23 protein-coding genes are annotated in these 22,438 nt (G+C 69.9%); 11 read left to right on the top strand and 12 right to left on the bottom strand.

Annotated features, from left to right (window positions below):
* Positions 1 to 26: 26 nt before the first annotated feature.
* Together A3G1_RS0128905 and A3G1_RS0128900 are read right to left on the bottom strand one after the other, a co-directional pair.
* Complete coding sequence (locus tag A3G1_RS0128905; protein WP_018352996.1) at positions 27 to 2,327, bottom strand: lamin tail domain-containing protein; 2,301 nt, start codon at positions 2,325 to 2,327, stop codon at positions 27 to 29.
* Positions 2,328 to 2,476: 149 nt separating this feature from the next.
* Entirely contained in the window at positions 2,477 to 4,882 is a 2,406-nt protein-coding gene (locus tag A3G1_RS0128900; RefSeq protein ID WP_018352995.1) for a M4 family metallopeptidase, read from the bottom strand.
* Positions 4,883 to 5,075: 193 nt separating this feature from the next.
* On the opposite strand from A3G1_RS0128900, the gene A3G1_RS0128895 reads away from it, so the two are divergent.
* The gene (locus A3G1_RS0128895) at positions 5,076 to 5,369 is read left to right on the top strand and encodes a hypothetical protein (RefSeq protein WP_018352994.1); all 294 of its coding nucleotides are present in this window, start codon (positions 5,076 to 5,078) and stop codon (positions 5,367 to 5,369) included.
* Here A3G1_RS0128895 and A3G1_RS37355 read toward each other — a convergent pair.
* Together A3G1_RS37355 and A3G1_RS0128885 are read right to left on the bottom strand one after the other, a co-directional pair.
* The gene (locus A3G1_RS37355) at positions 5,320 to 6,480 is read right to left on the bottom strand and encodes a sensor histidine kinase (protein ID WP_040480109.1); all 1,161 of its coding nucleotides are present in this window, start codon (positions 6,478 to 6,480) and stop codon (positions 5,320 to 5,322) included. The two genes, A3G1_RS0128895 and A3G1_RS37355, sit on opposite strands and share 50 nt — an antisense overlap.
* Positions 6,477 to 7,130, bottom strand: coding sequence for a response regulator transcription factor (locus tag A3G1_RS0128885; protein WP_018352992.1), 654 nt, complete (start codon positions 7,128 to 7,130; stop codon positions 6,477 to 6,479). The genes A3G1_RS37355 and A3G1_RS0128885 overlap by 4 nt, the downstream gene beginning before the upstream one ends.
* Before the next feature lie 51 nt (positions 7,131 to 7,181).
* On the opposite strand from A3G1_RS0128885, the gene A3G1_RS0128880 reads away from it, so the two are divergent.
* Complete coding sequence (locus A3G1_RS0128880; protein WP_018352991.1) at positions 7,182 to 7,811, top strand: mycothiol-dependent nitroreductase Rv2466c family protein; 630 nt, start codon at positions 7,182 to 7,184, stop codon at positions 7,809 to 7,811.
* A 424-nt stretch (positions 7,812 to 8,235) separates the two neighbouring features.
* Here A3G1_RS0128880 and A3G1_RS0128875 read toward each other — a convergent pair whose 3' ends face one another.
* The 4 genes from A3G1_RS0128875 to A3G1_RS0128860 form a co-directional block, all read right to left on the bottom strand.
* Positions 8,236 to 8,523, bottom strand: a complete 288-nt coding sequence (locus tag A3G1_RS0128875; protein WP_018352990.1) for a hypothetical protein — start codon at positions 8,521 to 8,523, stop codon at positions 8,236 to 8,238.
* The gene (locus tag A3G1_RS39915) at positions 8,520 to 8,963 is read right to left on the bottom strand and encodes a DddA-like double-stranded DNA deaminase toxin (RefSeq protein WP_483804260.1); all 444 of its coding nucleotides are present in this window, start codon (positions 8,961 to 8,963) and stop codon (positions 8,520 to 8,522) included. The genes A3G1_RS0128875 and A3G1_RS39915 overlap by 4 nt, the downstream gene beginning before the upstream one ends.
* Before the next feature lie 24 nt (positions 8,964 to 8,987).
* Positions 8,988 to 9,179 (bottom strand): hypothetical protein, encoded by a 192-nt coding sequence (locus tag A3G1_RS40935; RefSeq protein WP_157641473.1) that lies wholly within the window; start codon positions 9,177 to 9,179, stop codon positions 8,988 to 8,990.
* Between the two features lie 86 nt (positions 9,180 to 9,265).
* Positions 9,266 to 9,508 (bottom strand): hypothetical protein, encoded by a 243-nt coding sequence (locus A3G1_RS0128860; RefSeq protein WP_018352987.1) that lies wholly within the window; start codon positions 9,506 to 9,508, stop codon positions 9,266 to 9,268.
* Between the two features lie 303 nt (positions 9,509 to 9,811).
* On the opposite strand from A3G1_RS0128860, the gene A3G1_RS37345 reads away from it, so the two are divergent.
* Complete coding sequence (locus A3G1_RS37345) at positions 9,812 to 10,930, top strand: NsdA family TPR-like regulatory protein (RefSeq protein ID WP_157641472.1); 1,119 nt, start codon at positions 9,812 to 9,814, stop codon at positions 10,928 to 10,930.
* On the opposite strand, the gene A3G1_RS0128850 is transcribed toward A3G1_RS37345, so the two are convergent.
* From A3G1_RS0128850 to A3G1_RS0128840, 3 genes are all read right to left on the bottom strand, one after another.
* A complete protein-coding gene (locus A3G1_RS0128850) occupies positions 10,913 to 11,470 on the bottom strand; it encodes an NUDIX hydrolase (protein WP_026212636.1) in 558 nt (185 codons plus the stop codon). The two genes, A3G1_RS37345 and A3G1_RS0128850, sit on opposite strands and share 18 nt — an antisense overlap.
* 249 nt (positions 11,471 to 11,719) lie before the next feature.
* Entirely contained in the window at positions 11,720 to 12,133 is a 414-nt protein-coding gene (locus A3G1_RS0128845; protein WP_157641471.1) for a hypothetical protein, read from the bottom strand.
* Between the two features lie 44 nt (positions 12,134 to 12,177).
* The gene (locus tag A3G1_RS0128840) at positions 12,178 to 12,477 is read right to left on the bottom strand and encodes a WhiB family transcriptional regulator (protein ID WP_040480192.1); all 300 of its coding nucleotides are present in this window, start codon (positions 12,475 to 12,477) and stop codon (positions 12,178 to 12,180) included.
* Positions 12,478 to 12,742: 265 nt separating this feature from the next.
* Here A3G1_RS0128840 and A3G1_RS37340 point away from each other — a divergent pair, with 265 nt between their 5' ends.
* The 8 genes from A3G1_RS37340 to A3G1_RS0128800 all read left to right on the top strand — a co-directional run bounded on the left by A3G1_RS37340 (position 12,743) and on the right by A3G1_RS0128800 (position 20,338).
* Positions 12,743 to 13,732 carry a helix-turn-helix transcriptional regulator gene (locus A3G1_RS37340; RefSeq protein ID WP_018352982.1) on the top strand — a complete coding sequence of 330 codons (990 nt, stop codon included), beginning with the start codon at positions 12,743 to 12,745 and terminating at the stop codon, positions 13,730 to 13,732.
* Positions 13,733 to 13,978: 246 nt separating this feature from the next.
* Positions 13,979 to 15,208 (top strand): sensor histidine kinase, encoded by a 1,230-nt coding sequence (locus A3G1_RS37335; protein WP_018352981.1) that lies wholly within the window; start codon positions 13,979 to 13,981, stop codon positions 15,206 to 15,208.
* A gap of 79 nt (positions 15,209 to 15,287) precedes the next feature.
* On the top strand, positions 15,288 to 15,962 hold the full coding sequence (locus tag A3G1_RS0128825; RefSeq protein WP_018352980.1) for a response regulator: 675 nt from the start codon (positions 15,288 to 15,290) through the stop codon (positions 15,960 to 15,962).
* Positions 15,963 to 15,998: 36 nt separating this feature from the next.
* Complete coding sequence (locus A3G1_RS37330) at positions 15,999 to 16,781, top strand: alpha/beta hydrolase (RefSeq protein ID WP_083937166.1); 783 nt, start codon at positions 15,999 to 16,001, stop codon at positions 16,779 to 16,781.
* A gap of 35 nt (positions 16,782 to 16,816) precedes the next feature.
* Positions 16,817 to 17,707, top strand: a complete 891-nt coding sequence (locus tag A3G1_RS0128815) for a ribonuclease Z (RefSeq protein WP_026212634.1) — start codon at positions 16,817 to 16,819, stop codon at positions 17,705 to 17,707.
* Between the two features lie 125 nt (positions 17,708 to 17,832).
* On the top strand, positions 17,833 to 18,180 hold the full coding sequence (locus tag A3G1_RS0128810; protein WP_018352977.1) for a DoxX family protein: 348 nt from the start codon (positions 17,833 to 17,835) through the stop codon (positions 18,178 to 18,180).
* Between the two features lie 54 nt (positions 18,181 to 18,234).
* Positions 18,235 to 19,470 carry an MFS transporter gene (locus tag A3G1_RS0128805; protein ID WP_157641470.1) on the top strand — a complete coding sequence of 412 codons (1,236 nt, stop codon included), beginning with the start codon at positions 18,235 to 18,237 and terminating at the stop codon, positions 19,468 to 19,470.
* 109 nt (positions 19,471 to 19,579) lie between these two features.
* A complete protein-coding gene (locus tag A3G1_RS0128800) occupies positions 19,580 to 20,338 on the top strand; it encodes an alpha/beta fold hydrolase (RefSeq protein ID WP_018352975.1) in 759 nt (252 codons plus the stop codon).
* 48 nt (positions 20,339 to 20,386) lie between these two features.
* Here the strand turns inward: A3G1_RS0128800 and A3G1_RS37325 are convergent, their stop codons facing one another.
* Positions 20,387 to 22,432, bottom strand: coding sequence for a 3-hydroxyacyl-CoA dehydrogenase NAD-binding domain-containing protein (locus A3G1_RS37325; RefSeq protein WP_018352974.1), 2,046 nt, complete (start codon positions 22,430 to 22,432; stop codon positions 20,387 to 20,389).
* Between the last annotated feature and the right edge of the window lie 6 nt (positions 22,433 to 22,438).

Below are 22,438 nucleotides of genomic sequence, written 5' to 3'. Positions count from 1 at the left end.
GTTCACCGAGGGAGGGGCGGAAGGCGTTACGGGAGCGGGATCCTGGCGACCTGGGGTTCGTGGTCGCTGATCTGCGCCGCGAACTCGGAGTTCACGTGCACCACGTCGTAGCCGTACGCCTTCGCGGCGAGCGAGGGCGACAGGAGGATGTGGTCGAGGACCTGGGAGTTGCCCTCGTACACGTAGGTGTAACGCTCGGCGTCCGGCAGCGTCGCCGGCAGGTCGGTCATCCCGGCGCTGACCAGTGTCTGCACGGCCGTCGAGTACTCGAAGTCGTTCAGGTCACCGGCCACCACGACGCGGGCCTGCGGGTCGATCGCGAGGAGCGAGGACACGAAACCCGCCACGACGTTGCCCTGCTGGGTGCGCTTGACGGCGCTCGGCTGGGCCGGCGGCTGGGCGTCACCGAACAGCGGGTCGTCGCCACCCTTCGACGACCAGTGGTTCGCGATGACGAAGACCGGCGCGCCCGCGTACCGGAACTCGGCCACCAGCGCCTTGCGCGTCGCGGCCCACGCCGCGTTACCCGGGTCGATCCGGCCGGGGTTGTGCGTGAGGCCGACCTTGTCGGTGCCACCCACGTTGACCACGCCGACAGCGGTCGCCGGGGAGCCCGGCGTGCCGGAGACCAGGCTCAGGCCGATGTCGGTCCGGTACAGGAAACCGACGCGGATGTTGCCGCCCGGCTCGCCGCCGTCCTGGTCGTCGACCGGGTTGATCTGGACGAAGGCGTAGGACGGGCCGCCAGCGGCCGAGATGGCCGCGATCAGCTTGTTCCAGGTCTGGTCGGCGGCGACAGTTGCCGTGTTCGCGGCGCCGTCGTTGTCCTGGATCTCCTCGACGACGATGATGCCCGGCGAGGCCAGGTTGTGCACGATGGTCGAGCCCAGGCCGTTGAACTTGCTCTGCGGGTCGGACGGGTCGAGGTTCTCCACGTTGAACGTGGCGATGCTGAGCTGACCCGGGCCGGCCGGCGCGGTGGTCTCCGGCGCGATCGGGCCCGCGACCCGGCTCAGCGGGCTGGTCAGTTCCAGCTTGTAGTTGTTGAACGAGTAGTCGAGGACGCCGACGGCCGGTCCGCTGAAGCCGTCGCCGACGTTCACGCCGGACGGCGTCGAGCCCGCCAGCACGAAGTCGTCGAGGATCAGGCGCTCGGGGTTCGGGTCGTTCTGCCGGAGGACGATGCCGCCCCGGTTGGTCCGGACGGTGGCGGTGTCGCCGACGACAGGGATCTCACCGAAGCTGCTCGACGGGCCGACGGCCTTCGGGCTCGTGATCTGGACCCGCATGCCCTCCAGCGACTCGTAGAAGTCGCAGCCGTCGTTCACCGGGTCGAAGGACGCGCCGGACTCGATCACAGTGGACGGTGGTATGCGGCCGCCGGAGCCGATCACGACCGGGGCGGGCAGCGGCTTGCCCGTGCTGACCGTCGTCACGGCCGGCGCGGTGATCTCCGTGACGGTCAGGCTGGTCGGCGAGCCCTGGTACTCGGTCACCGTGCCGCTCACCGAGACCTCGGTGCCGGTGGTGACGGCCGGGGCGGCGTTCAGGTACACGAGGATCGCTTCTGAGGTCGCGATGCTGGTGTCGGTGCACGGGTCCTGCATCCAGAAACCCTTGGGGCCGACGGCGGTGACGATGCCCTTCACGCCGGAGACGGCCTGGCCGGCCTTCGGGGAGGTGTGCGAGGCACCCTGGATGTCGCGGATCTTCGTACCGGTGCCGCAGCCACCGCCGCCGCTGACGGCCTTCGGGGTCGGGGCGGCCTTCGCGAACTCCGTGCCGTTGTTGTCGGCGTCGGCGTTCACGTTCGTCCGGGTCAGCGACTGGGTGTTGGTACCGGCCGGTGCCGGGGAGGTCTCGTAGTCGTTGGCCGTGCCGTAGCCGAGGAAGTCCTTGGCGACCGTGTCGCAGTTGCCGCCACACGTGAGCGGGCTCGTGCCCTGGACCAGGGCTACCTTGCCGCTGGTGGCGGACAGGTTCGTCGTGCCGGTGGCGTCCGGGGTGGGCAGTGCCGCTCCGCCGCTGCCGCCCGCCGCGAGCTTGACCAGGTACACCCCGCCGGGGGCGATGCTGCCGGTGAGCGTCGTGGCCAGCCACGTCGTGCCGGCCGCCGAGGCGTACTGCACGGACCAGCCCGACAGGCTCACCGTCGTGGTGCCCCGGTTGTACAGCTCGACGAAGTCATTGGCGTACGGGGCACCCGTGTTGCCCCCGCCGCCGTACACCTCACTGATGACCACTGTGGGCGAAGAGGCCTGGGCCGGGACGGCGGCCGTGGCCAGTGCCAGGCCCGCGGCGAGTGCCGCTGCTAACCGGTACCTCATGGGAGTCTCCTTCGGACGGTGCGTGCCCGACGGAATCTAGTGGCTTCCCAGCGAATAAGACAGTCTTGCCAGGTAAACAAACCAGGTAAACAAAAAGGACCCTCACTGTCCGGTTTTCACCCGGACAGTGAGGGTCACTTACCAGCGGATCAGCCGACGTTGAGGGAGACGTCGTCGATCACGAAGCTCGTGGCGAGCGAGGAGTCCTCGACACCGGTGAACTTCAGGGTGACGGTCTGACCGGCGAAGTTCGCCAGGGAGAACGTCTTGAGCACGTAGCCGCTCGCCGCGTTGACGTTGCTGTACGTCGCCAGGGTGGTGGTGCCAGCCTGGACGGTCAGCCGGTCGTACACGGTGGAGCCGGTCTCCTTCGTGTCGATGTGCAGGTAGAAGGAGAACGTGGCCGTGGTGCAGCCCGCCGGGATGCTCACGGTCTGCGACAGCGTGTCGGTGTGGGCGCTGCCGTAGCCGTCCAGCCACGCCTTGTACGAGCCGGTCCGCGCGGCCTGGCTGGCCGAGTTCGTGATGACGCCGGAGGAGGCGGTCCACGGGGTGGTACCGGACTCGAAGCCGCCGTTGCCGATGAGCTGGGCAGCGGTGCAGCCGCCGCTGACGGCGCTGATCGTCCACGTGAAGGTCGCGGTGCCGGCGAGGTTGCCCGGGTCCTTGGCCGTCACGGTGACGTTGTAGGTGCCAGCGGTGGCCGGCGTGCCGGTGACCAGGCCGGAGGCCGAGATCGACAGGCCGGCCGGGAGCCCGGTGGCGGAGAAGGTGACCGCGTCGCCCTGCGGGTCGGTGGCGCTGACCTGGAGGCTGACGGCGGTACCGACCGTGCCGGTCTTGCTGCCCGGGTTGGTGACGACCGGGGCGCCCGACGGGGCGGTGGCGCAGGCGGGCTCGCCGGTCTGCGCCGCGACGCTGACGGCCTTCCAGGCGGCCTTGACGGCGTTGCACTCGGTCGCGCCGTACAGGTCGTTGGCGGCCTTGATCGTGGAGATCCGGGCCTTGCCGTAGGTCTCGGTCGAGGTGAAGTACGTGGTCAGAGCCTTGTACCAGATCTTGCCGGCCTTGTCGTTGCCGATGCCGGTGACAGCCGGGGCGCCGGCGCAGACCGGGCTGTTGCCCCACGAGGAGGAACCGGAGCCGACAGCGAGCTGGTAGAAGAACTTGTTGCCGACGCCGGAGGAGTAGTGCACGTCGACGTTCTTCGTGGTGCTCGACCAGCAGCCGTGCGACTTGCCGTCCTTGGTCGGGTCGTCCATCCAGCGCAGCGGCGTGCCGTTGCCCCGGATGTCGATCTTCTCGCCGATCAGGTAGTCGGGAGCGTCGGCCGCGGTGTTCGCGTAGAACTCGACCAGGGTGCCGAAGATGTCGGAGGTGGCCTCGTTCAGGCCGCCGGACTCCGCGGAGTAGACGAGCCTGGCCGTCGCGCCGGTGACGCCGTGCGCCATCTCGTGGCCGGCCACGTCCAGCTGCGTGAACGGCTTGGAGCCCGGGGCGCCGTCGCCGTAGATCATGCAGAAGCAGGAGTCGGACCAGCCGGCGTTGTCGTAGTCCACGTAGTAGTGCACGTAGGACTTCGCGCCGACGCCGTCGCCCTTGATGCCGTTGCGGCCGTGGACGTTCTTGAAGTAGTCCCACGTCCACTGGATGCCGTAGTGCGCGTCGACAGCCACGGTCGCCCGGTTGGTCAGCGTGTTGTCGCCGAAGGTGCCGGTGGTGCTGGTGAACGCGGCGGAGGTCGCCACGGTCGGGTCGGTGTTGCCGTTGGCGTCACCGTTGTTCAGCGCGTCACGGGTCTCGCCGTTGCCACGGCTCGGGTCCTTCAGCTCGTACCCGGAGCCGGTCGAGTTCACGCCCAGCGTCACGTCGCCGACGTGGTAACCCTTGCCGTTACCGGTGGCGGAGGCCGTCACGACGTTCGTCGCGGCGGTACCGGCCGAGCGGGTGCCACGGGCCGCGAAGGTCCGCACGCTGTCCCACTGGTTGCGGATCAGGCCCGACTGGGCGTCGATCACGACGTTCATCTGGGAGGCGCCGCCATCGGCTGCCTTGCCGTTGACGGTGACCTTCCAGGAGAGGGCCGGCTCGCCAGCGGTCGCGTCGACCACCAGCTCCGGAGCCGAGGAGCCCGGCTGGCCAGCGAAGCCGCCGACCGCGAGGGCCGCGGCGCGCTGCGGGGTGACAGCCGGGGTGACGGACAGGTTCAAGGGCGCGGCGAGGCCGACAGTGGCCTCCTTGAACTGGCCGTTGGGGGCGTTGTGCACGACGACGTCGCCGCCGAGGACCTTGAGGCCCTGGTACGTCCGGTCGAACCGCACGTGCCGGGTGCCGTTGGCGTCCACAGTGGAGCCCGTGGCCTGGAACCTGTCGGCGGCGCCGGCCTTCAGCGCGCCGGAGTTGGCGGCAAGGCTGTTGCTGGCGTCACGGACGGCGACATCGGCAGAAGCCAGCCCCTGGCCGCCGGGCACCGCTGGGGGAGCGGCGACGGCGAGGGCTGGCAGTCCGATGAGCGCGGCGCTCACACCTGTGGCGAGCAGCGCATGACGGATCATGATTCCTCCGAGGGGTAGTACCGCCGAAGCGGCTACCGCGGAGTATCAAGATCTTTATCTGAAGAACGCCCGAACCGAGCAATAAAACTTGCTTAACAGGTTTGTTACTGGATTTCGCCTGGTAGTTCCGTGATCACCGTCGGCGACAAGCCATGCGGCGGGCCGGCTGGCGCTACGTCCCTATCTTGATCGGGTGAACAACCTCACCGACGCCGCGCATCCGAAGGTCGCGAGCGCGATCCTGTACTACCTGGCCATCATCACGCTCATCGCGACGTTCTTCCTCAGCTGTGCGGCTTTCGTCGGCTCCGAGACGGCGGGCACCAACAACACCACCAGGGCGGTTGTCACCTTCCTCGGCGGGCTGATCGCCTCGGCGCTGCTCTACGGCTTCTCCTCGGCCCTCGCGTGGCTGTCCGACTACGGCGACGTGCTCGTCAACCGGCAGCAGGGCCAGCAGAACCCGCCGCCGGACCCGGAGGAATAGCCAGCGTCACGGTGAGCCCGCCGCCAGGCCGCGCCTGTGCCCGTACCGTCCCGCCGTGCGCCTGGGCCACCGAGCGGACGATCGACAGCCCCAGTCCCGCTCCCCCGCCGCCGAGCCTGCTCCGGTCGCCCCGGTGGAACGGCTCGAAGAGCTGCGGGACGACGGCCGGGTCGTAGACGGGGCCGGTGTTGGCGACTTCGAGTCCCGCCGGCCCGGTCCGGACGGTCACCGTACCCGGGGAGCTGTTGTGCCGGACGGCGTTCTCGACCAGGTTTCCGACGGCGCGGGCCAGGAGGGTGACGTCACCCCAGACCGGGGCTGGCGCGAGGTCGGCAGTGAACCCGATGCCCCGGCCGGCCGCCTCACGCCGCACGGCGTCGATCGCCTCGGCGGCCAGGTCGGCCAGGTCGTCGAGTTCGCCGTCGCGTACCTGCTGCTCGCTGCGCGCCAGTGTCAGGAGGCTGTCGATCAGCCGGTCGGCGCGCGCTGTCGCGGTGCGGACGTTCTCCCCCATCGCGCGGAGCTGGGCCTCCGAGGGCGCGGGCTTCGCCAGGGTCACGTCGACTGCCGTCCTGGCGACCGTCAGCGGGGTACGCAGCTCGTGCGAGGCGTTCGCCACGAACCGGCGCTGCCCCTCGAACGCCGCGTCGAGCCGGGCGAGCATCGCGTCGAACGTGTCACCGAGTTCCTTGATCTCGTCGCGCGGGCCGGGCAGCGCGAGCCGTTCGTGCAGGGTGGTCTCGCTGGCCCGGCGCGCGGCGTCCGTGACCTGGCGCAGGCGGCCGAGCGTACGGCCAGCCACGAGCCAGCCAGCGCCGCCGGCCAGCAGGACCAGGCCGGACAGTGTGCCGACCGAGATCAGGGTCAGCCGGTCGAGCGCCTCGGCGCGCAGCCGCTGCCGGATCAGCTCCTCCGCCTCGCTGCTGTGCACGCCCGAGGCGCTGGCCTGGGCGTGCAGCTCAGCCGTCGAGGGCTGGTCGAGCACGTCGCCCCGGACGAGCGCCACCATCACCGAGATGAGCAGCAGCCCGCCGAGCAGGAACAACGTTCCGTAGAGGATGGTCAGCCGCGACCGGATCGTCAGCCGGCTGACGGTGATCAACGGGCTCACGGCAGCCGGTACCCGGAGCCGACCAGTGTCTCGATGACCGCCGGATCGCCGAGCTTGCGCCGCAGCCGGTTCATGGTGACGCGGACGGTGTTGGTGAACGGGTCGACGTTCTCGTCCCAGACCCGTTCGAGGAGCGCCTCGGTGCTGACCACGCCGCCGTCTGCCGACAGCAGCGCCTCCAGCACGGCGAACTCCTTGGCCGTCAGCCGGATCTGCCGCCCGGCCCTGCGTACCGACCGGCGCAGCGTGTCCATCTCGATCGTCTCCCGGCGCAGCACCACCGACTGGCCACGGCCGCGCCGCCCCAGCGCCCGGACCCGCAGCACCAGCTCGTCGAACGCGAACGGCTTGCCGAGATAGTCGTCGGCGCCCATCGTCAGCCCGTCGAGCCGGTCGGCGAGGTCGACGAACGCCGTCAGCATGATGATCAGTGGCGCGCCCGGCCGGCCGGCCAGGGTCCGGCACACCTCGTCGCCGTGGATCACCGGCAGGTCCCGGTCGAGGACCAGGACGTCGTACGCGTTCGTCTGGATCTTGGCCAGCGCGTCGAGGCCGTCCGGCGCGAGATCGACGGCCATGCCGGCGTCCCGCAGCCCTTCGGCGATGTGCTCAGCCAGGATCGGCTCGTCCTCGGCCACCAGTACCCGCATGGCGTCCAGCCTGCCCTTCCGGGGATAACACCAGCGTTACAGTAGGGCACCATGACGACCGAACGTGTGACAGCAGACATGTGGTTCGACCCGATGTGCCCGTGGGCATGGGTGACGTCCCGCTGGCTGCTGGAGGTCCAGAAAGTCAGGAACGTCGACTTCCGATTCCATGTGATGAGCCTCGCGGTGCTCAACCAGGGCCGCGAGCTCAACGCCAAGTACCAGGACTTCCTGGTCCGTGCCTGGAAGCCCGTCCGGGTGTGCATCGCGGCCGAGCAGCAGTTCGGCAACGAGGTCCTGCTCCCGCTCTACACCGCCCTCGGCGTGCGGATCCACACCCCCGATCCGATGGACGACCCGGACATCATCCTCGAGGCCCTCGCCGAGGTCGGGCTGCCTGCCTCCCTGGCCAAGGCGGCCGAGACCGACTCCTACGACGAGGAACTGCGCGCCAGCCACCACGCCGGCATGGACCCGGTCGGCGACGAGGTCGGCACCCCGGTGATCCACGTACCGGGCGCCGACGGCCAGACCATCGCCTTCTTCGGGCCGGTCATGACCCCGGTCCCGCGCGGCGAGGAGGCCGGCAAGCTGTGGGACGGGGTGCTGCTCGTCGCCGGTACCAGCGGATTCTTCGAGCTGAAGCGCTCCCGCGGCGACATCAGCCCCAGCCTGGAATAGATGGGCCTGATTTTGATCTGACTGAGGTGGCCCGCTGAGGGCGACGAGGCGAAGGCGGGGAGTCTGCATACCGGTGTTGTATGCAAGGTCTTGCAGCGTTCGTTGCCCTTGGGGTCGATCCAGCGGGCGCGGTACTTGATGACGGGCTTGCCCCGGGTGCCGTTCTTGCGCTTGCGGCCGGAACGCTCGACGGGCTGAATGTGAGACATCTAGGCTTGACCTCGGCTCGTCTGTGTTCTGTGGAAGGTTCGCGGTGGGTCGTACGGCCGGCGGCGGGGCTGCAACCCTGTCGCCGGTTGTCTTTCCGGACCCTCCAGGCGACGGCACTCGGGCACCCCACGTAAGGGAACTGAGCCCATGAAACACAGCGCCCCGGCGCTCTCCCACGCGACGCGGGAGCGAGCCGGGGCGCTGCCGTGTCTGGCTACTGCGGGCGCGCGGGCCTGTCGGAGTGGTCGTGCTCAGCGGGGTACGCGGCCATGACGTCGTAGTCGTTCTGCCAGTAGAGTCCTGGCACTGGCTCGGGCTTGTCCATCGAGTAGATCAGGCGGACCTTCCAACGGTCCCTCCCGTCTGGTGGCCGCAAGCCCAGCGACAGCGCGTACGCGGTGAGCCCTCGCGTGCCGACAACGGGGATCTGCTCCATGACATCGGAGATGACTTCCGGGGACGCCACTAGCGGGTACTCCGTCGCGTTGAACTCTTCGCTCATGGCGCTAGCCCTTCTCCTGTCCCGTTGAACTCGTCGACCCTCACGCCTCCCGATCGGCGGTCGGTGCTGTACACGTACAAGGTGTAGCCGACCGGGAGCACAGCCTCTAGGTTCTCTTCGCACCCATCATCTCCCAAACACGGCGCGGCGTTGATGTACAGCGACGCGCGCCTGATCCGGCGCCGCCTCATGATCGCCGCCGCGTGGCCTTCCACGTGCCACGTCATCGTGGAATCAGAAAGCCACGGCTCCTTGATGCCCGCCCCGTCTGAGGCTGGCCCCTCGCCTGCCCGGTACACGTCAGTCAGGGCCTCACCTGTGACACTCCACAGCTTGCCCTGCGCCCGGCCACGACCCGAGTACGGCGGGATCTCGGCAGCCTTGGCGTCGTCGGGCGGCGGAGGCGGAGGATTTGGCGCTACCGGCCTTGCCGGGGGCAGAGTTCCGGCAACCGGTGCCGCGCTTCAACCGATCAGGTTCGCCGCCGCGTTCAGCGCGTCGCGGGTGCGTTCGATCAGGGCGTTACCCATGCCCGCCGCTTCCTCGATGATGCCCCGGATGTGCAGGGCTTGCTGCACGGCATCACTGTGCCCACCGGCCTGGAAGTTGTAGACGGCACTGTCGCAGTTCTCCATAGCGCCACCCAGGATGCTCATCAAGTCTTCTTCCATGAGGCGCACGACCGCGCCGCAGCCCTCAGCGACATCTTCCATGTAACTCAAGACAGGTCACTCCCCGGTTGCTAGAGGCGCTTTATGGACGGCTGGGCCTTGCGGGGTTCAGCGAAGGCGTCAAGCTTGCCGGGGTCGGCGAGGTCGCCCGGCTGGTAGCCGTGGCCGGTCATGAGCTGTTCGATCCCGGCCCGAGTGACGATCAGCTTGCAGCCGGCCGGAGTGTCCTCATGGTTCGGGTGGGCGTAGAACGTCAGGAAGTCCCTGATGCGCTTCCCGAGCTTCTTGCGCTGTGCGGGGGTTGAGTTCAGCATGGCCCTCAGTCCTTTCAGGATCAGAGGGGCGGGGATGAGCCCTGACAAGCTCCCTGCCCTTCGCTCCGGCCTGTGCCGGAACTATGGTTCTGGCGTCCGCTGCTGCGGCCCTGCGGCAAGCGCAGCAGCGGAGCCTGTCCACGTAGGGTGTCTGAGCAGGCACGCTCGGGGAATCGGACTGTCCTATAGGGTCACCAATAGGGCTACGCTGATCTCATGTCAGGGCGCGGGGTAGAACCACTGACAGTGCCGGGTGAGTTCTGGCACCGGGCGGACGTGCAAGACGCTGTTTCCCGTCGTGCCGTGGGTGAACTCTTCCGGCTTGTGCGGCGGCATACGGGTGCCAGCCAGACGCGCATTGCGATCGCGGTGAGTGCCGCTCAAAGCGACGTCAGCCAGTACATGTCTGACCAGCGGCTCGTGCGGGACATCGGCGTACTGGAGCGCATCGCGGCAGGGCTGCACATGCCCGATCGTCTCCGCCGCCGCTTCGGCCTTGCCCCAGCGGAAGACAGTGAGGCTGAAACGCCTCTGGCCCCCGATCCCGCTTTGGAAGAGTTGCACGAGCGGCTATCGGCGGGAGCCGCGATTGACTCTGAGCTGGTCACGCTGCTGGACACGCAGACCGATCATCTCCGGAAACTGGATCGGCGACTGGGTGCTCCTGTCGTCCACGCGCAACTTCGTGAGCACGTTGCGACCGTGACAACCCTGTGGTCTCACGCTGTCCTTGAACGTCAGAGGCAACCTGTAGCCGCTGTGCTGGCCGACGCCGCCACGCTGGCCGGTTGGCAAAGCCTGGACCTGGGTGACCTCGCCGAGGCGTGGCGCTTCCACGAACTGGCCAGAGCGGCGAGTAAGGAACTCTGGTCACCTGAGCTGCTGTCGCACGCGATGGCGCAGCAGGCGTACATCCTGATCGACGCAGGCCACCGCAATCTGGCGCTGGAACTGGCCGAAGAGGCGCGAGCGATCGCCCGACCTAGCGTCGCGCCCCTGCTCGGGGCATGGCTGCTGGGCGTTGTCGGTGAAGCCCGCGCTGAGACTGGAGACGGCGGAGGGAGTCGCAGGGCGTTTGACGAAGCCGCTGCGGTTCTCGATGCACTGCCCGAGACCGAAGAGATCCCGTACCTGTCGCTCGACCCCGCCCACCTGGCGCGCTGGCGCGGTAATGCCCTGGTCAAACTCGGTGATGCTGCTGCGGTCGGCCACCTCAACGAGGCACTTGCCGAGATGGGTGGCGAGTTCTCCCGCGCGCGAACGAGCCTTCTAACCGATCTGGCCTACGCGCACCATGCAGGCGGCCGTACCGAAGACGCGCGGACGCAGATCGGCAACGCCCGCGCTCTCGCCAGCAAGATCGGTTCCCGCCGCCAGGTACGCCGGATAGACCAGCTCGACGGGCTACTGCGATCCGCGTAGCGCCAGCAGATGCAGCAGTCCGACGAGTGACCCTGAACCGGCGATCTCGCCGCGCTTGATCAGGTCCGGCACGTCGGCGAGGGGAACCCAGTCAACGCGGCCGGCTTCCTCAAGGTCGGTCGGCGGGGCGATGAACGACGCGCCGTGGCCCACGTAGACCTCATGGGGAGTGTCAACCATGCCCGGCATCGGCTGGAAGGACACAAGGTGCTCCAGCGGCCCCGCCGGTCGCCACCCCGTCTCTTCCTCAACCTCACGAGCTGCGGTCTGCGCGCCCGTTTCGCCCTTGTCCAGGATTCCGCCCGGCAGTTCCCACCCGAACGAGTCAGTGACGAACCGGTGCCGCCACAGCATGAGTACCCGGTCCTGGTCATCGAGGATGGCCGCCGCCGCGACGACCTGGAGCCGGACCACGTGATGCCAGAAGCGGCTACCGTCCGGCGGCTCCACGTCCACCTGGACCAGGCGCACCCATCGGTTGTCGTACACCATCCGCTCGCCGTGGACGCGCCACCGCGATTGCTCATCGGAGTAAGTCACAGCGACGAGCCTACGCAGTCGCCACGCCGAGCAGCACCGGACAACTGCGCTCCAGCAGCGCGGCAGGGAGCCCGCCGGTACGCCGGAACCGGGTCGCCAGGTCGTCCTCACGGCCCGGTCCTTGCGTCCGTCGCGTCCGGATAATCTGGAAAACCGACCGGGACAATGATCAACGACGGTGTACGTTCACGCAGGGTTGTGTGCAGACGACCCTCCAACGCGCGCATCGTCGTTCTCAGCGGGCCGGCACTAGCTGGTGTGGCCGTCCACATCCGGCCACAGTGGCTTCGGCCAGGTGTCGACGTAGAGCAGTGAGGCGTCGCTGAGCGCGTGCTTGTAGATCCGCCGCGCGGCCGTCCCGGTGTACACCCAGTCGTCGCAGTCGTCGTACACGACCCGGTAGAGGCCGGTGTCCGGGTCGACGCCGCGCTCGGAGGTCGTCCAGCCGACCAGGGCGGCCCTGCGGACCAGCAGGCCGGGGCGGGGCAGCACCCACCAGGCGCACCACCAGGACACCTGGCTGCCCCGGCCCTCGTATGCCCAGTAGCTCAGCAGACGCGGGAACCGGGTCTCGTGCCGGTACCGCAAGCTGGTGGCCCGCTCGTCCCCGGTGAGCAGGGCACGCAGGTGCTCGTACCGCTCATCCGCCTCCGCAGACATCACCCCAGAAAGCTAACGCCTGACACCCCACCGGCGATAGAGCGAAGCTAGGCCGGGACGAGTTCCCAGTCGGCCGCGCGCTGGCCGAGTGCCTTGGCGATCTGGGCGCGCCAGCTCGTGACCTCCGGGTGCTTGCGGCGCAGTGCGCGCCGTTCGCGTTCGGTCATCCCGCCCCAGACCCCGTACTCGTCGCCGCTGTCGAGCGCCTCGGCGAGGCAGCGGAACCGCACCGGGCAACCGGCACAGACCCGCTTGGCCTCGTGCTGGGCAGCCCCCGTGACGTACAGGGCGTCAGGATCACCGTTCCGGCAGGCCGCTCTGGTGAGCCATACGACATCGCCGCTCATGATCTTCCCCCCTCGGTAGCCGGGTACCGGCAGGCCGGGCAGCACCACCCCCTGGCGCGCCCGGCCGTGCCGCTTCCCCGGCGGCACCACTCCCTGACCCCCCAGAGGTGTGCCGTGCAGACCACGGTATGGCCCGAACGGATGACCCGGAATACGTCAGCCAACCCATTTACATAGGAAGGGATCTGAACAGATTTTCTTGACACTTGCCCTCTGAGCTGGGCATTCTTGCGGGGCATGGGCCGATGACCTAGGGGAGGCACCCATGTGGCGCGATGAGCTGGTCGAGATCGGCTGCGTGGCGGGCGGGACTCCCGACCCGGCCGACGCCGCCGCGGAGGTCCTGTCCGTCCTCCGCCGGATCGTGCCCTACGCCGCGGCCTGCGTCAGCCGGTACGACCCGCTGACCGGCCAGCACAGCACCCTCGCGAACTCCGGGTACCCCGAGCGCGTCCTGCACCACCTCGACACGTGGTTCGTCGACAACGACCAGGGGTACCAGGTGATGCGCGGGACGGACACCCGGCCGCTGCGGTGGCGGGACGTGGCGGCGTTCGAGTACCACGACTCCTACTCCGCGCAGGAGGTCTTCATCCCGGCCGGGTTCGCCGAGGGGGTGACGACCTGCCTGTACACGCGGAGCGGCCGGTACACCGGCAGCCTGCACATCTCGGTCGACGACCAGCGCGAGCCGGCCGACGAGGTGATGCCGGCCCTGGTCGTGCTCCAGACGATGCTCGCCGGGGTGGCCGACGGCATGCGCTCGGTCGCCGACCCGCTGGCCACGCTCCGCGAATCAGACAACGTTGCCATTGTGGCGATGGACGGGCGGATCCTCCCGATACCGGGCCGCGAGCCGGGCGAGCACCTGGCTCCCGGTGGCGCGCTGTCGTTGATCGACCCGGTCCGCATCCCGCCACGGTTCTGGTGGGACGCCCCGGACGGCAGCTGGCACCGGGTCCGGGTATACCCGGTGGCCGGCGGCGCCGCCGTCGTGGAGAGCCCCGAACAGCTCCCGCTCGAACTCACCGCCCGCGAGCTGGACGTGCTGACCCTGATGGTCAGCGGGCACACGAATCCGCAGATCGCCGCCGAGCTGGTCGTCGCCCCGAAGACCGCGGCGAAGCACGTCGAGCACGTGCTGGCCAAGCTCGGGTGCGCCTCGCGGACCGAGGCCGCGGTGATGGCGATCCGCGAGGGGCTGATCCGCTGGCCGTCCCCGGCCCGCGGGCCCCTGCACGCTGTGGCGGCCTAAGAGGTCCTAACTCAATGGCGGTGGTGCTGTGGCGAGGTCCAGGAGGCGAGCGGCAAGCAGAATTCAGGGCCGGATACCGGTGTTGTATCCGGCCCTGAATTCTGCGCAGTCCGGTCGTCTTCTGGGGCCGCCAGAGCGCCGCCAGTCATTGAGTTAGGACCTCTAAGTAGTCCGGCCACCCCCTACCGGAGAGGTAGTACCCCGGCGGGATGGCAACCGGGGTCCGCGCCCGTAGGGTCGGTAAGCGTGAAAGCTGCATGGACTGCCCTGCTCAGGACCGCACTGACCGGCAAGGACGAGCCCTGGCCCGTGTCGAAGTGGCGCACCCGGTTCGTCTACGCCAGTTACGCCGCCGCGTTCCTCCTCGGGCTGTCCGCGCAGAAGTTCGTCGCCGACATGCCGGACTATCCGCGGCACGAGATGTCGGTCGTCATCGCCTTCTGCAGCGTGTTCCCGCTCGCCTTCGTGCTGACCCGGCCGCTGGTCGCCTGGCGGCTGGCGTGGTGGTTCGCGCTGCTCATGGCCCCGATGAACGCTGTCGGCTCGCAGATGCCCTGGCCGTGGAATCCGGTGCAGATCATCGTGCTGCTCGTCGTCCTGTTCGGCGTGGCCTTCAGGCACGAGGCCGGGGTCGTGGCCTGGATCGGCGGCCTGACCGGCCTGCTCGTCCTGGTCTTCGTCGACAGCGGCAACATCGGCGGCGTCCTCCTGGTCGTGGCGGTCCTCCTGGTCCTCGGGCACCAGATCGGGCTGCGCGTCCGGGCCCAGCGCAAGCTGGCCGTCGAGGAGGAGCGCTCGGAGCTGGAGCACGCCAGGCGGGCCGTCCTCGAGGAACGCACCCGGATCGCCCGCGAGCTGCACGACGTCGTCGCCCACCACCTCTCGCTGATCACGATCCGCGCCCAGAGCGCCCCGTACCGGCTGCCGGGCATGCAGGACGACACCAAGGCGGAGTTCGGCGAGCTGGAGAACGCGGCGCGGGAGGCGCTGACCGAGATGCGCCGGCTGCTCGGCGTCCTCCGCAACTCCGAGGACCAGGGCCAGCGCGCCCCGCAGCCCGGGCTGGACCGGCTGGACGACCTGCTGGGCACCGCACGGGACGCCGGAGTGCAGATCGACTCCTATGTGAACCTCGCGGAGGCCGGTGGGCCGGAGCGGAGGGCTCTGCCGGCCGGGGTGAGCCTGACCGGTTACCGGATCGTCCAGGAGGCGCTGTCCAACGCGTCCCGCCACGCTCCGGGGCAGCCGGTGCGGCTGGCGGTCACCGCGACGGCGGGTGCTGTCACGATTCTCGTACAAAATAGGCTTCTGGATGATGGCGCTGGCAGCACGGGCGCGTCCGGGCACGGGCTGGTGGGGATGCGGGAGCGGGTCGCCATGCTGGGGGGCGAGCTGACCGCCCAGCCGGAGGACGGCCACTGGCTGGTCCGGGCCGATCTGCCCACGCAGGGCCAGCAGGCCGAACTCGGAGAATGAGCCGGCCGGGCTCGGAGAGTGAGCCGGGAAACGGATGAACAGCAGTGAGGGATGGGCGGCAGTCGATGGGTGAGGGCCGATGATCAGGGTCATGATCGCCGATGACCAGGCGATGGTCCGGCAGGGTTTCGGGGCGCTGCTGGCCGCGCAGCCGGGGATCACGATCGTCGGCGACGCGGAGAACGGGGCCGCGGCGATCACCGTCGCCAAGCAGACCCGTCCCGACGTGGTCCTGATGGACGTGCGGATGCCGGTGATGGACGGCATCGAGGCGACCCGGATCATCGGCGACCAGGTGCCGGAGGCGCGGGTGCTGATCCTGACGACGTTCGACCTCGACGACTACGTGTACGAGGCGCTGCGGGCCGGGGCCAGCGGTTTCCTGCTCAAGGACGCGCCGGCCGCCGACCTGATCAGGGCGGTGCAGGTGGTCGCGGCCGGTGACGGGCTGCTCGCGCCGCAGGTCACCGGGCGGCTGATCGCCGAGTTCGCCCGCAGGCCGTCCGGGCCGGCTCCGGCGGCGCTGACCGGGCTCACGCCCCGCGAGACCGAGGTGCTGGTCCAGGTGGCGCGCGGGATGTCCAATGCGGAGATCGCCGCAGAGCTGGTCGTGGCCGAGCAGACGGTGAAGACGCACGTCGGCCGGATCCTGGGCAAGCTTGGCCTGCGCGACCGGGCGCAGGCGGTCGTCGTGGCATACGAGAGCGGCCTGATCACCCCGCAGGGCTACGGCAAGGACCGCTCCGCGGGGTGACGTGCTCACGGGGGCTGCCGGGCGAGCCTTCCGTGCATGTTCGGATTCCTTTTCCTGTTACTAGCCTTCCTCCCGCCCCACCTGCCGGCTGCCACCGTCTCGTCCACAGGGGACATGGCGACCGCCTCCCGGATCGTGGTCCTGGTGCCCGGCGCCGGGGTGACCCCGGCGAACTTCGCGACCGGGCTGGGCGGCGTGGCCCGCCGCTCCCCCGTGCAGTGGGCCTCGTGGCTGTCTGCGGAGGTCGGCCGGTCCGATGTGGCGGTGGTCGCCTGGCTCGGGTACGCGCCACCGAGCGGCTCCGGTGTGGGTGGCGTCGTGACGGCAGCCCGCCCCGAGGCGGCCAGGGCCGGGGCTCGCGCCCTGGTCAGGTACCTCGGCACGCTGCCACCGTCGGCCAGGGTCACGCTGGTCGGGCACAGCTACGGCTCGGTCGTGATCGGCGAGGCGGCCCGGCTGGGCGGCCAGGGCTGCGGCGGGCGGGGTTCCGGGGCCGGGTCGTGCGGCGCGCTGCCGTCCACAGTGACCGATGTGGTCGCCCTCGGCAGCCCCGGCATGGGCGTGGCCTCCGCGCGGGACATCCCGGCCCGGGTGTGGGCTGGCCGGGCGGCCGGCGACCCGATCGCCTGGGTACCGTCCGGCAAGATCTTCGGCTTCGGCCACGGCACCGACCCGATGTCGGCGGAGTTCGGCGCGTACCGGCTGCCGACGGCCGGGACGCAGGGCCACGACGGGTACTTCGTCCCGGGCAGCGGCTCCCTCACCGCGCTGGCCACGGTGATCCGCGACAGCGACGCCGCCATCGGCGCGCGCCTGTGATCCGCGACCCGGCCGCGGCCCCGTCCTCTAGGGTGATCTTCATGCGTGAGCTGGTGGTACTCGGCACGGCCTCCCAGGCCCCGACCAAGACCCGCAACCACAACGGGTACTTCCTCCGCTGGGACGAGCAGGGTTACTTGTTCGACCCGGGCGAGGGTACGCAGCGCCAGATGCAGCACGCCGGGCTGGCCGCCAGCGACATCACCCGGATCTGCGTGACGCACCTGCACGGCGACCACTCCCTCGGGGTACCGGGCATCGTCCAGCGGCTGTCCCTCGACCGCGTGGCGCACCCGGTCATCGCGCACTACCCGGCTTCGGGCAAGGACTACTTCCACCGGCTGCGGTACGCGACGGCGTTCCACGAGGTCGCCACGCTGATCGAGGAGCCGGTCGACGCGGACGGCCCGATCGGTGGCGGGCTGACGGCGATGCGGCTGGACCACACGATCGAGGCGTACGGGTACCGGCTGGCCGAACCGGACGGTCACCGCATGCTCCCGCACAAGCTCCGCGAGCACGGGATCACCGGCCCGGCCGTGAGCGAGCTGATCCGCGACGGCAGGTACGGGGATGTGACGATCGGCCAGGTCAGCGAGCCGAAGCCGGGGCAGAAGCTCGCGTTCGTGATGGACACCCGGCTGTGTGACGCGGTGTACGCGCTGGCCGACCGGGTGGACATGCTGGTGATCGAGTCGACGTTCCTGTCGGCGGAGTCCGCGCTGGCCAGGGAGTACGGGCACCTGACGGCCGCGCAGGCTGCCAAGGTCGCCGCCGAGTGCGGGGTACGGCGGCTGGTGCTGACGCACTTCTCGCAGCGGTACCGGGACCTGCACGCGTTCGAGGCCGAGGCCCGCGAGTACTTCGACGGGGACCTGGTGGTCGCGCACGACCTCGACCGGATCCCGATGCCGAAACGGCTCTGACGCCCCAGCGGAGGGCGTGAAGCAGATCACGTGAGCGGGTGGCCGGATGGCTGTCACATCTGGCGCGGTGGCCGGGTCGACCAGGCAGAGACCACGGAAACACCCACCCTCCCAAGGAGCGCCCCATGTCCACCGCACACGTCATCGTCACCGTCATCGCGGCCCTCTGGATCGGCTTCTCGGCGTTCTCCCTTGCCCACAAGGCCGAGTTCGTGGCGCAGCCGCTGATCGAGTACGGCGTCCCGCGCGGCTGGTGGGGCTGGCTCGCCGCAGCCAAGGGCGCGGGCTCGCTCGGCCTGATCGTCGGCCTCTTCGTCCCGCTGATCGGCGTCGCGGCGGCCATCGGCCTGATCCTGTACTTCACCGGAGCCGTGATCACCGTCCTGCGCGCCCGGTCGTACAAGACCGCCGTCTTCCCAGTGCTGTACCTGCTGCCGGCCGCCGCGTCCCTCACTCTCGGTCTCCTCTCCTGAACGGGTACCACCGGGCTTGACTTCAACCGGGGTGGAGGTGGCAGGGTGCGGCGCGTGACAGCCATCGCCACCACCTCCACCACAGCCGGGACGTACCGGCAGGTCTTCGGGCACCCCGTGTTCCGCAGGATCCTCCCCGGCATGCTGGTGTCCTCGCTCGGCGACGGCATGACCTTCGTCGCCGTGTCCTGGCTGGCCCTGACCCTCGCCCCGGCCGGGGAGCGCGGCCTGTGGACGGGCCTGGCCGTCGCGGCGTACGCCCTGCCGGCCAGCATCGGTGCCGCTGTCCTCGGCCCGCTGGTCCGCCGGTTCGACGGGGCCAGGCTCGTGCTCGTCGACTCGCTGCTGCGCTGCGGGGCCCTCGGCACCATCGCCTTCCTGGCCCTGGCCGGCTGGCTCAGCGCGCCGGGCTACGTCGCGCTGCTGGCCGTGTCGGCGCTGCTGCACTCGTGGGGCAACGCTGGGGCGTACACGCTGGTCGCGGAGCGGCTGCCTGCCGAACACCACGTCACGGGCAACGCGATCCTGTCCGCCATCGCCCAGGCGACGTTCATCATCGGCCCTGGGATGGCCGGTCTGGTGATCTCGGTGGCCGACCCGGGCTGGGTGATCGCGGCCGACGCCGCGTCGTTCCTGGTCCTGGCTGCCTGCGCCTGGACCGTCCGCCACGTGGCCAAACCGTCCTCAGCAGACACTGCCCGGCCGGCCAGCACCGGAGGCACCTGGCACACCCTGCGCCGCAACCCGATGCTGCTCGGCGTCATTGGAGTCAGTTTCGGGTTCTTCTTCCTGTACGGGCCGGTGGAGGTCGCCCTGCCCGTCCACATCGCCGACGAGCTGCACGCCTCGGCTGGCCTGCTCGGCGCGTACATGATGGCGTACGGGGTGGGCGCGGTGATCGGATCGTTCGGTACCGGGCTGCTCCGCCGCCTCCCGCTCTGGCCGGTCGTCGCCGTGATCATCGTCGGGTGGGGCGTGTGCCTGCTGCCGAGCGGGCTCAGCGCCTCGCCGTGGCCCGGGGTGATCGGCTTCGGGCTCGGTGGCGTGATCTACGGCCCGTTCCAGGCGATGTGCATGGCGCTGTTCCAGCGGGTCGCCCCGCCCGACCAGCTCAGCCAGCTCCTCGCGCTGCGCAGCGCTGTGCTGATGCCGGCCGCGGCTCTCGGTACGGCGCTGGGCGGCCCGCTGGTCGGCGCGATCGGCGGCCAGCAGACCCTGGCCTGGTCGGCGGTCACCACGATCGTGCTGGGTGTCCTGCTCGGGCTGGCCACGTGGCGGCGTCGCGCCTGACGTGTTGCTGAGAGGTCCTAACTCAATGGCGGTGGTGCTATGGCGGCACCAGTCATTGAGTCAGGACCTCTTAAGGTACGGGCCGCACCGGCGCGTTAACGTGTCCACTATGGCTATCAGTCACCTGCTGCACGGCTCCGGCGAGCACAAGGTCATCGCGTTGCACGGCTGGTTCGGGTCGGCGGACGAGTGGGGTTCGCTCCCCCGGTACCTCGACGGCGACCGCCACACCTACGCGTTCCTCGACTACCGGGGCTACGGCACCCGCAAGGAGGCCAGCGGCGACTACACGCTCGAGGAGATCTCGGCCGACACGCTGGCCCTCGCCGACCAGCTCGGCTGGGACCGGTTCTCGCTGATCGGGCACTCGATGGGCGGGGCGGCCGCCCAGCGCGTCCTGGCCGACGCGCCGGACCGCGTGCGCGGCATCGTCGGCATCGCCCCGATCCCGGCCAGCGGGTTCCCGTTCGACGAGGCTGGCTGGGCGCTGTTCGACGGCGCTGCGGACGCCCCGGAGAACCGGCGGATCATCATCGACTTCACCACCGGCAACCGCAACAGCGCGCTGTGGCTCGACGGCATGGTCCAGCACTCGGTGACCTCGTCTGCCCGGGACGCCTTCGCCGCGTACCTGCCGGCCTGGGGCCGGGCGTCGTTCGTCAAGGAGATCGAGGGGAAGCCGCAGCCGGTGCACCTGATCATCGGCGAGCACGACCCGGCCGTCTCCGCCGACCTGATCCGCCAGACGTGGCTGGCCCACTACCCGAACGCCGACCTCACAGTGCTGGCCAACGCCGGGCACTACCCGATGCACGAGACCCCGGTGCAGCTCGCGACCCACGTCGAGCGGGCCCTCGCAAACCACTGAGACACCAGCGCCGGGGTACCTGAGGTACCCCGGCGCTTTTCTTATCCCCTACGGCAGCCGGAAGCGCTCGCCGTACTTCTCCGCCAGTTCGGCAGCTCGCGCGTCGAAGCCGGGCACCTGGTCGCGGTACCGCAGCGGGCCGCCGGTCCACGCCGGGAAGCCGATAGACAGGATCGCGCCGACGTTCACGTCGGGCCCCGGCTCGACGACACCCTCGGCGACGCATCGCAGGGTCTCGGCCACCTGGGCGTACAGGAAACGCTCCTGGATCTCGCCGAAGGCGCATCCCGGCCCGGTGAAGGCCGACAGCCCTGGCCACAGGGTCTTCTGCTCGTCCTCCGGATAGTCGTAGAACCCGCCGCCGGCCGCGCGCCCCTTGCGCCCGAACTCCTCCACCATCCGGGTCAGCACCTGCTCGCCCGGGTGGTGCGGATGGTCGAAGCCCTCTGCCTCCGCAGCGGCCAGCGTCTCCTGGCGCAGCTTGTACGGCAGGGTCAGCGTGACCTCGTCCGTGACGGCCAGCGGCCCGACCGGGTACCCGGCCTGGAGCGCCGCCTGCTCGATCGTCGCGGCCGGCACGCCCTCGCCGAGCAGCGCCATGCCCTCCAGAACGAACGCGCCGAACACCCGGCTCGTGAAGAACCCGCGCCGGTCGTTGACGACGATCGGCGTCTTCCTGATCTGGAGTACGACGTCGTATGCCCTGGCCAGAGCGGCGTCGCTCGTCTTCGCGGCGCGGATGATCTCGACAGGCATCATCTTGTCCACCGGGGAGAAGAAGTGCAGGCCGACGAAGTCCTGCTGCCGCTGGACGGCCGTCGCGAGCGTGGTGATCGGCAGCGAGGACGTGTTGGACGCGAGGAGTGCGTCCGGGGCGACGATCGGCTCCAGCTCGGCGAAGAGCTTCTGCTTGAGGGCCGTGTCCTCGAAGACGGCCTCGATCACCAGGTCACAGCCCGCGAGATCCGCCAGTTCGCCGGTCGGCGTGACCAGCTCGGCGATCTCCGGCTTGCGCCGGGCCATCTTCTTCACGGCGTCGAGCCCGCGCGTGGCGGCCTCCAGCGAGACGTCCTTCAGGATCACCGGCAGGCCGGCCTTCGCGCAGGCGTAGGCGATGCCGGCACCCATCATCCCGGCCCCGAGGACGGCGACCTTGCTGGCCTTCCACCTGGGAGCCTCCGGCCGGGACGCGCCGCTGCTGATGGCCTGCAGGTCGAAGAAGAAGGCTCCGGTCATGTTCTTCGCGATCTGGCCGGTGGCCAGGCTGACGAAGTACCGGGTCTCGATGCGCTGCGCCGTCTCGAAGTCGACCTGCGAGCCCTCGACCGCCGCCGCCATGATCGCGCGCGGGGCCGGGTAGTGGGCGCCCTTGAGCTCCTTGCTGAGCGTCGCCGGGAAGGCGGGCAGGGTCATCGCCAGCTTCGGGTTGGACGGCGTGCCACCCGGGATCTTGTACCCGGGCCGGTCCCACGGCTGCGCGGCACCGGGGTTGGCCGCGATCCACGCCCGCGCCGCGTCCAGCAGGTCCTCCGGGGCGGCCAGCTCGTCCACGATGCCGGCGTCCACGGCCCGGGCAGGCGAGTGCCGCTGCCCGCGCAGGAGTACCTGCATGAGCGCCTCCTGGATGCCCAGCATCCGCACGACGCGCGTGACACCGCCCCCACCCGGCAGCAGGCCGAGCATGACCTCGGGCAGCCCGTACTCGACGCCGGCGCGGTCCACGCCGATCCGGTGGTGGCAGGCGAGCGCGAGTTCGAGGCCGCCGCCGAGCGCCGTGCCGTTCAGCGCGGCGACGACGGGCCGGTCGAAGGTCTCCAGCCGCCGCATGTCGGCCTTGATCCCGCTGACCATGCCGAACAGCTCGGCCGCCGGCGGGGAAGCTGCGAACTCGGTCAGGTCGGCACCGGCCAGGAACACCTTCGCCGCCGAGGTCACGATCACGCCGGAGATGGCGTCGCGGTCGGCGTACAGCCGGTCCACACTGGACTTCAACCCGGCGCGGAACCCGGCGTCGAGCGTCGGCACGCCGGAGTCAGCCGTCAGCGTCAGGGTCGCGATGCCGTCGGTCAGGTCGTACAGGAAATCAGTCGTCATCGGTGA

Origin of the sequence: Longispora albida DSM 44784 (assembly GCF_000379825.1) — a bacterium.
In the GTDB taxonomy this organism is placed as follows: domain Bacteria; phylum Actinomycetota; class Actinomycetes; order Mycobacteriales; family Micromonosporaceae; genus Longispora; species Longispora albida.
Note: the sequence above shows the minus strand (reverse complement) of the source record. Positions and strands in the feature narration are given on the sequence as shown.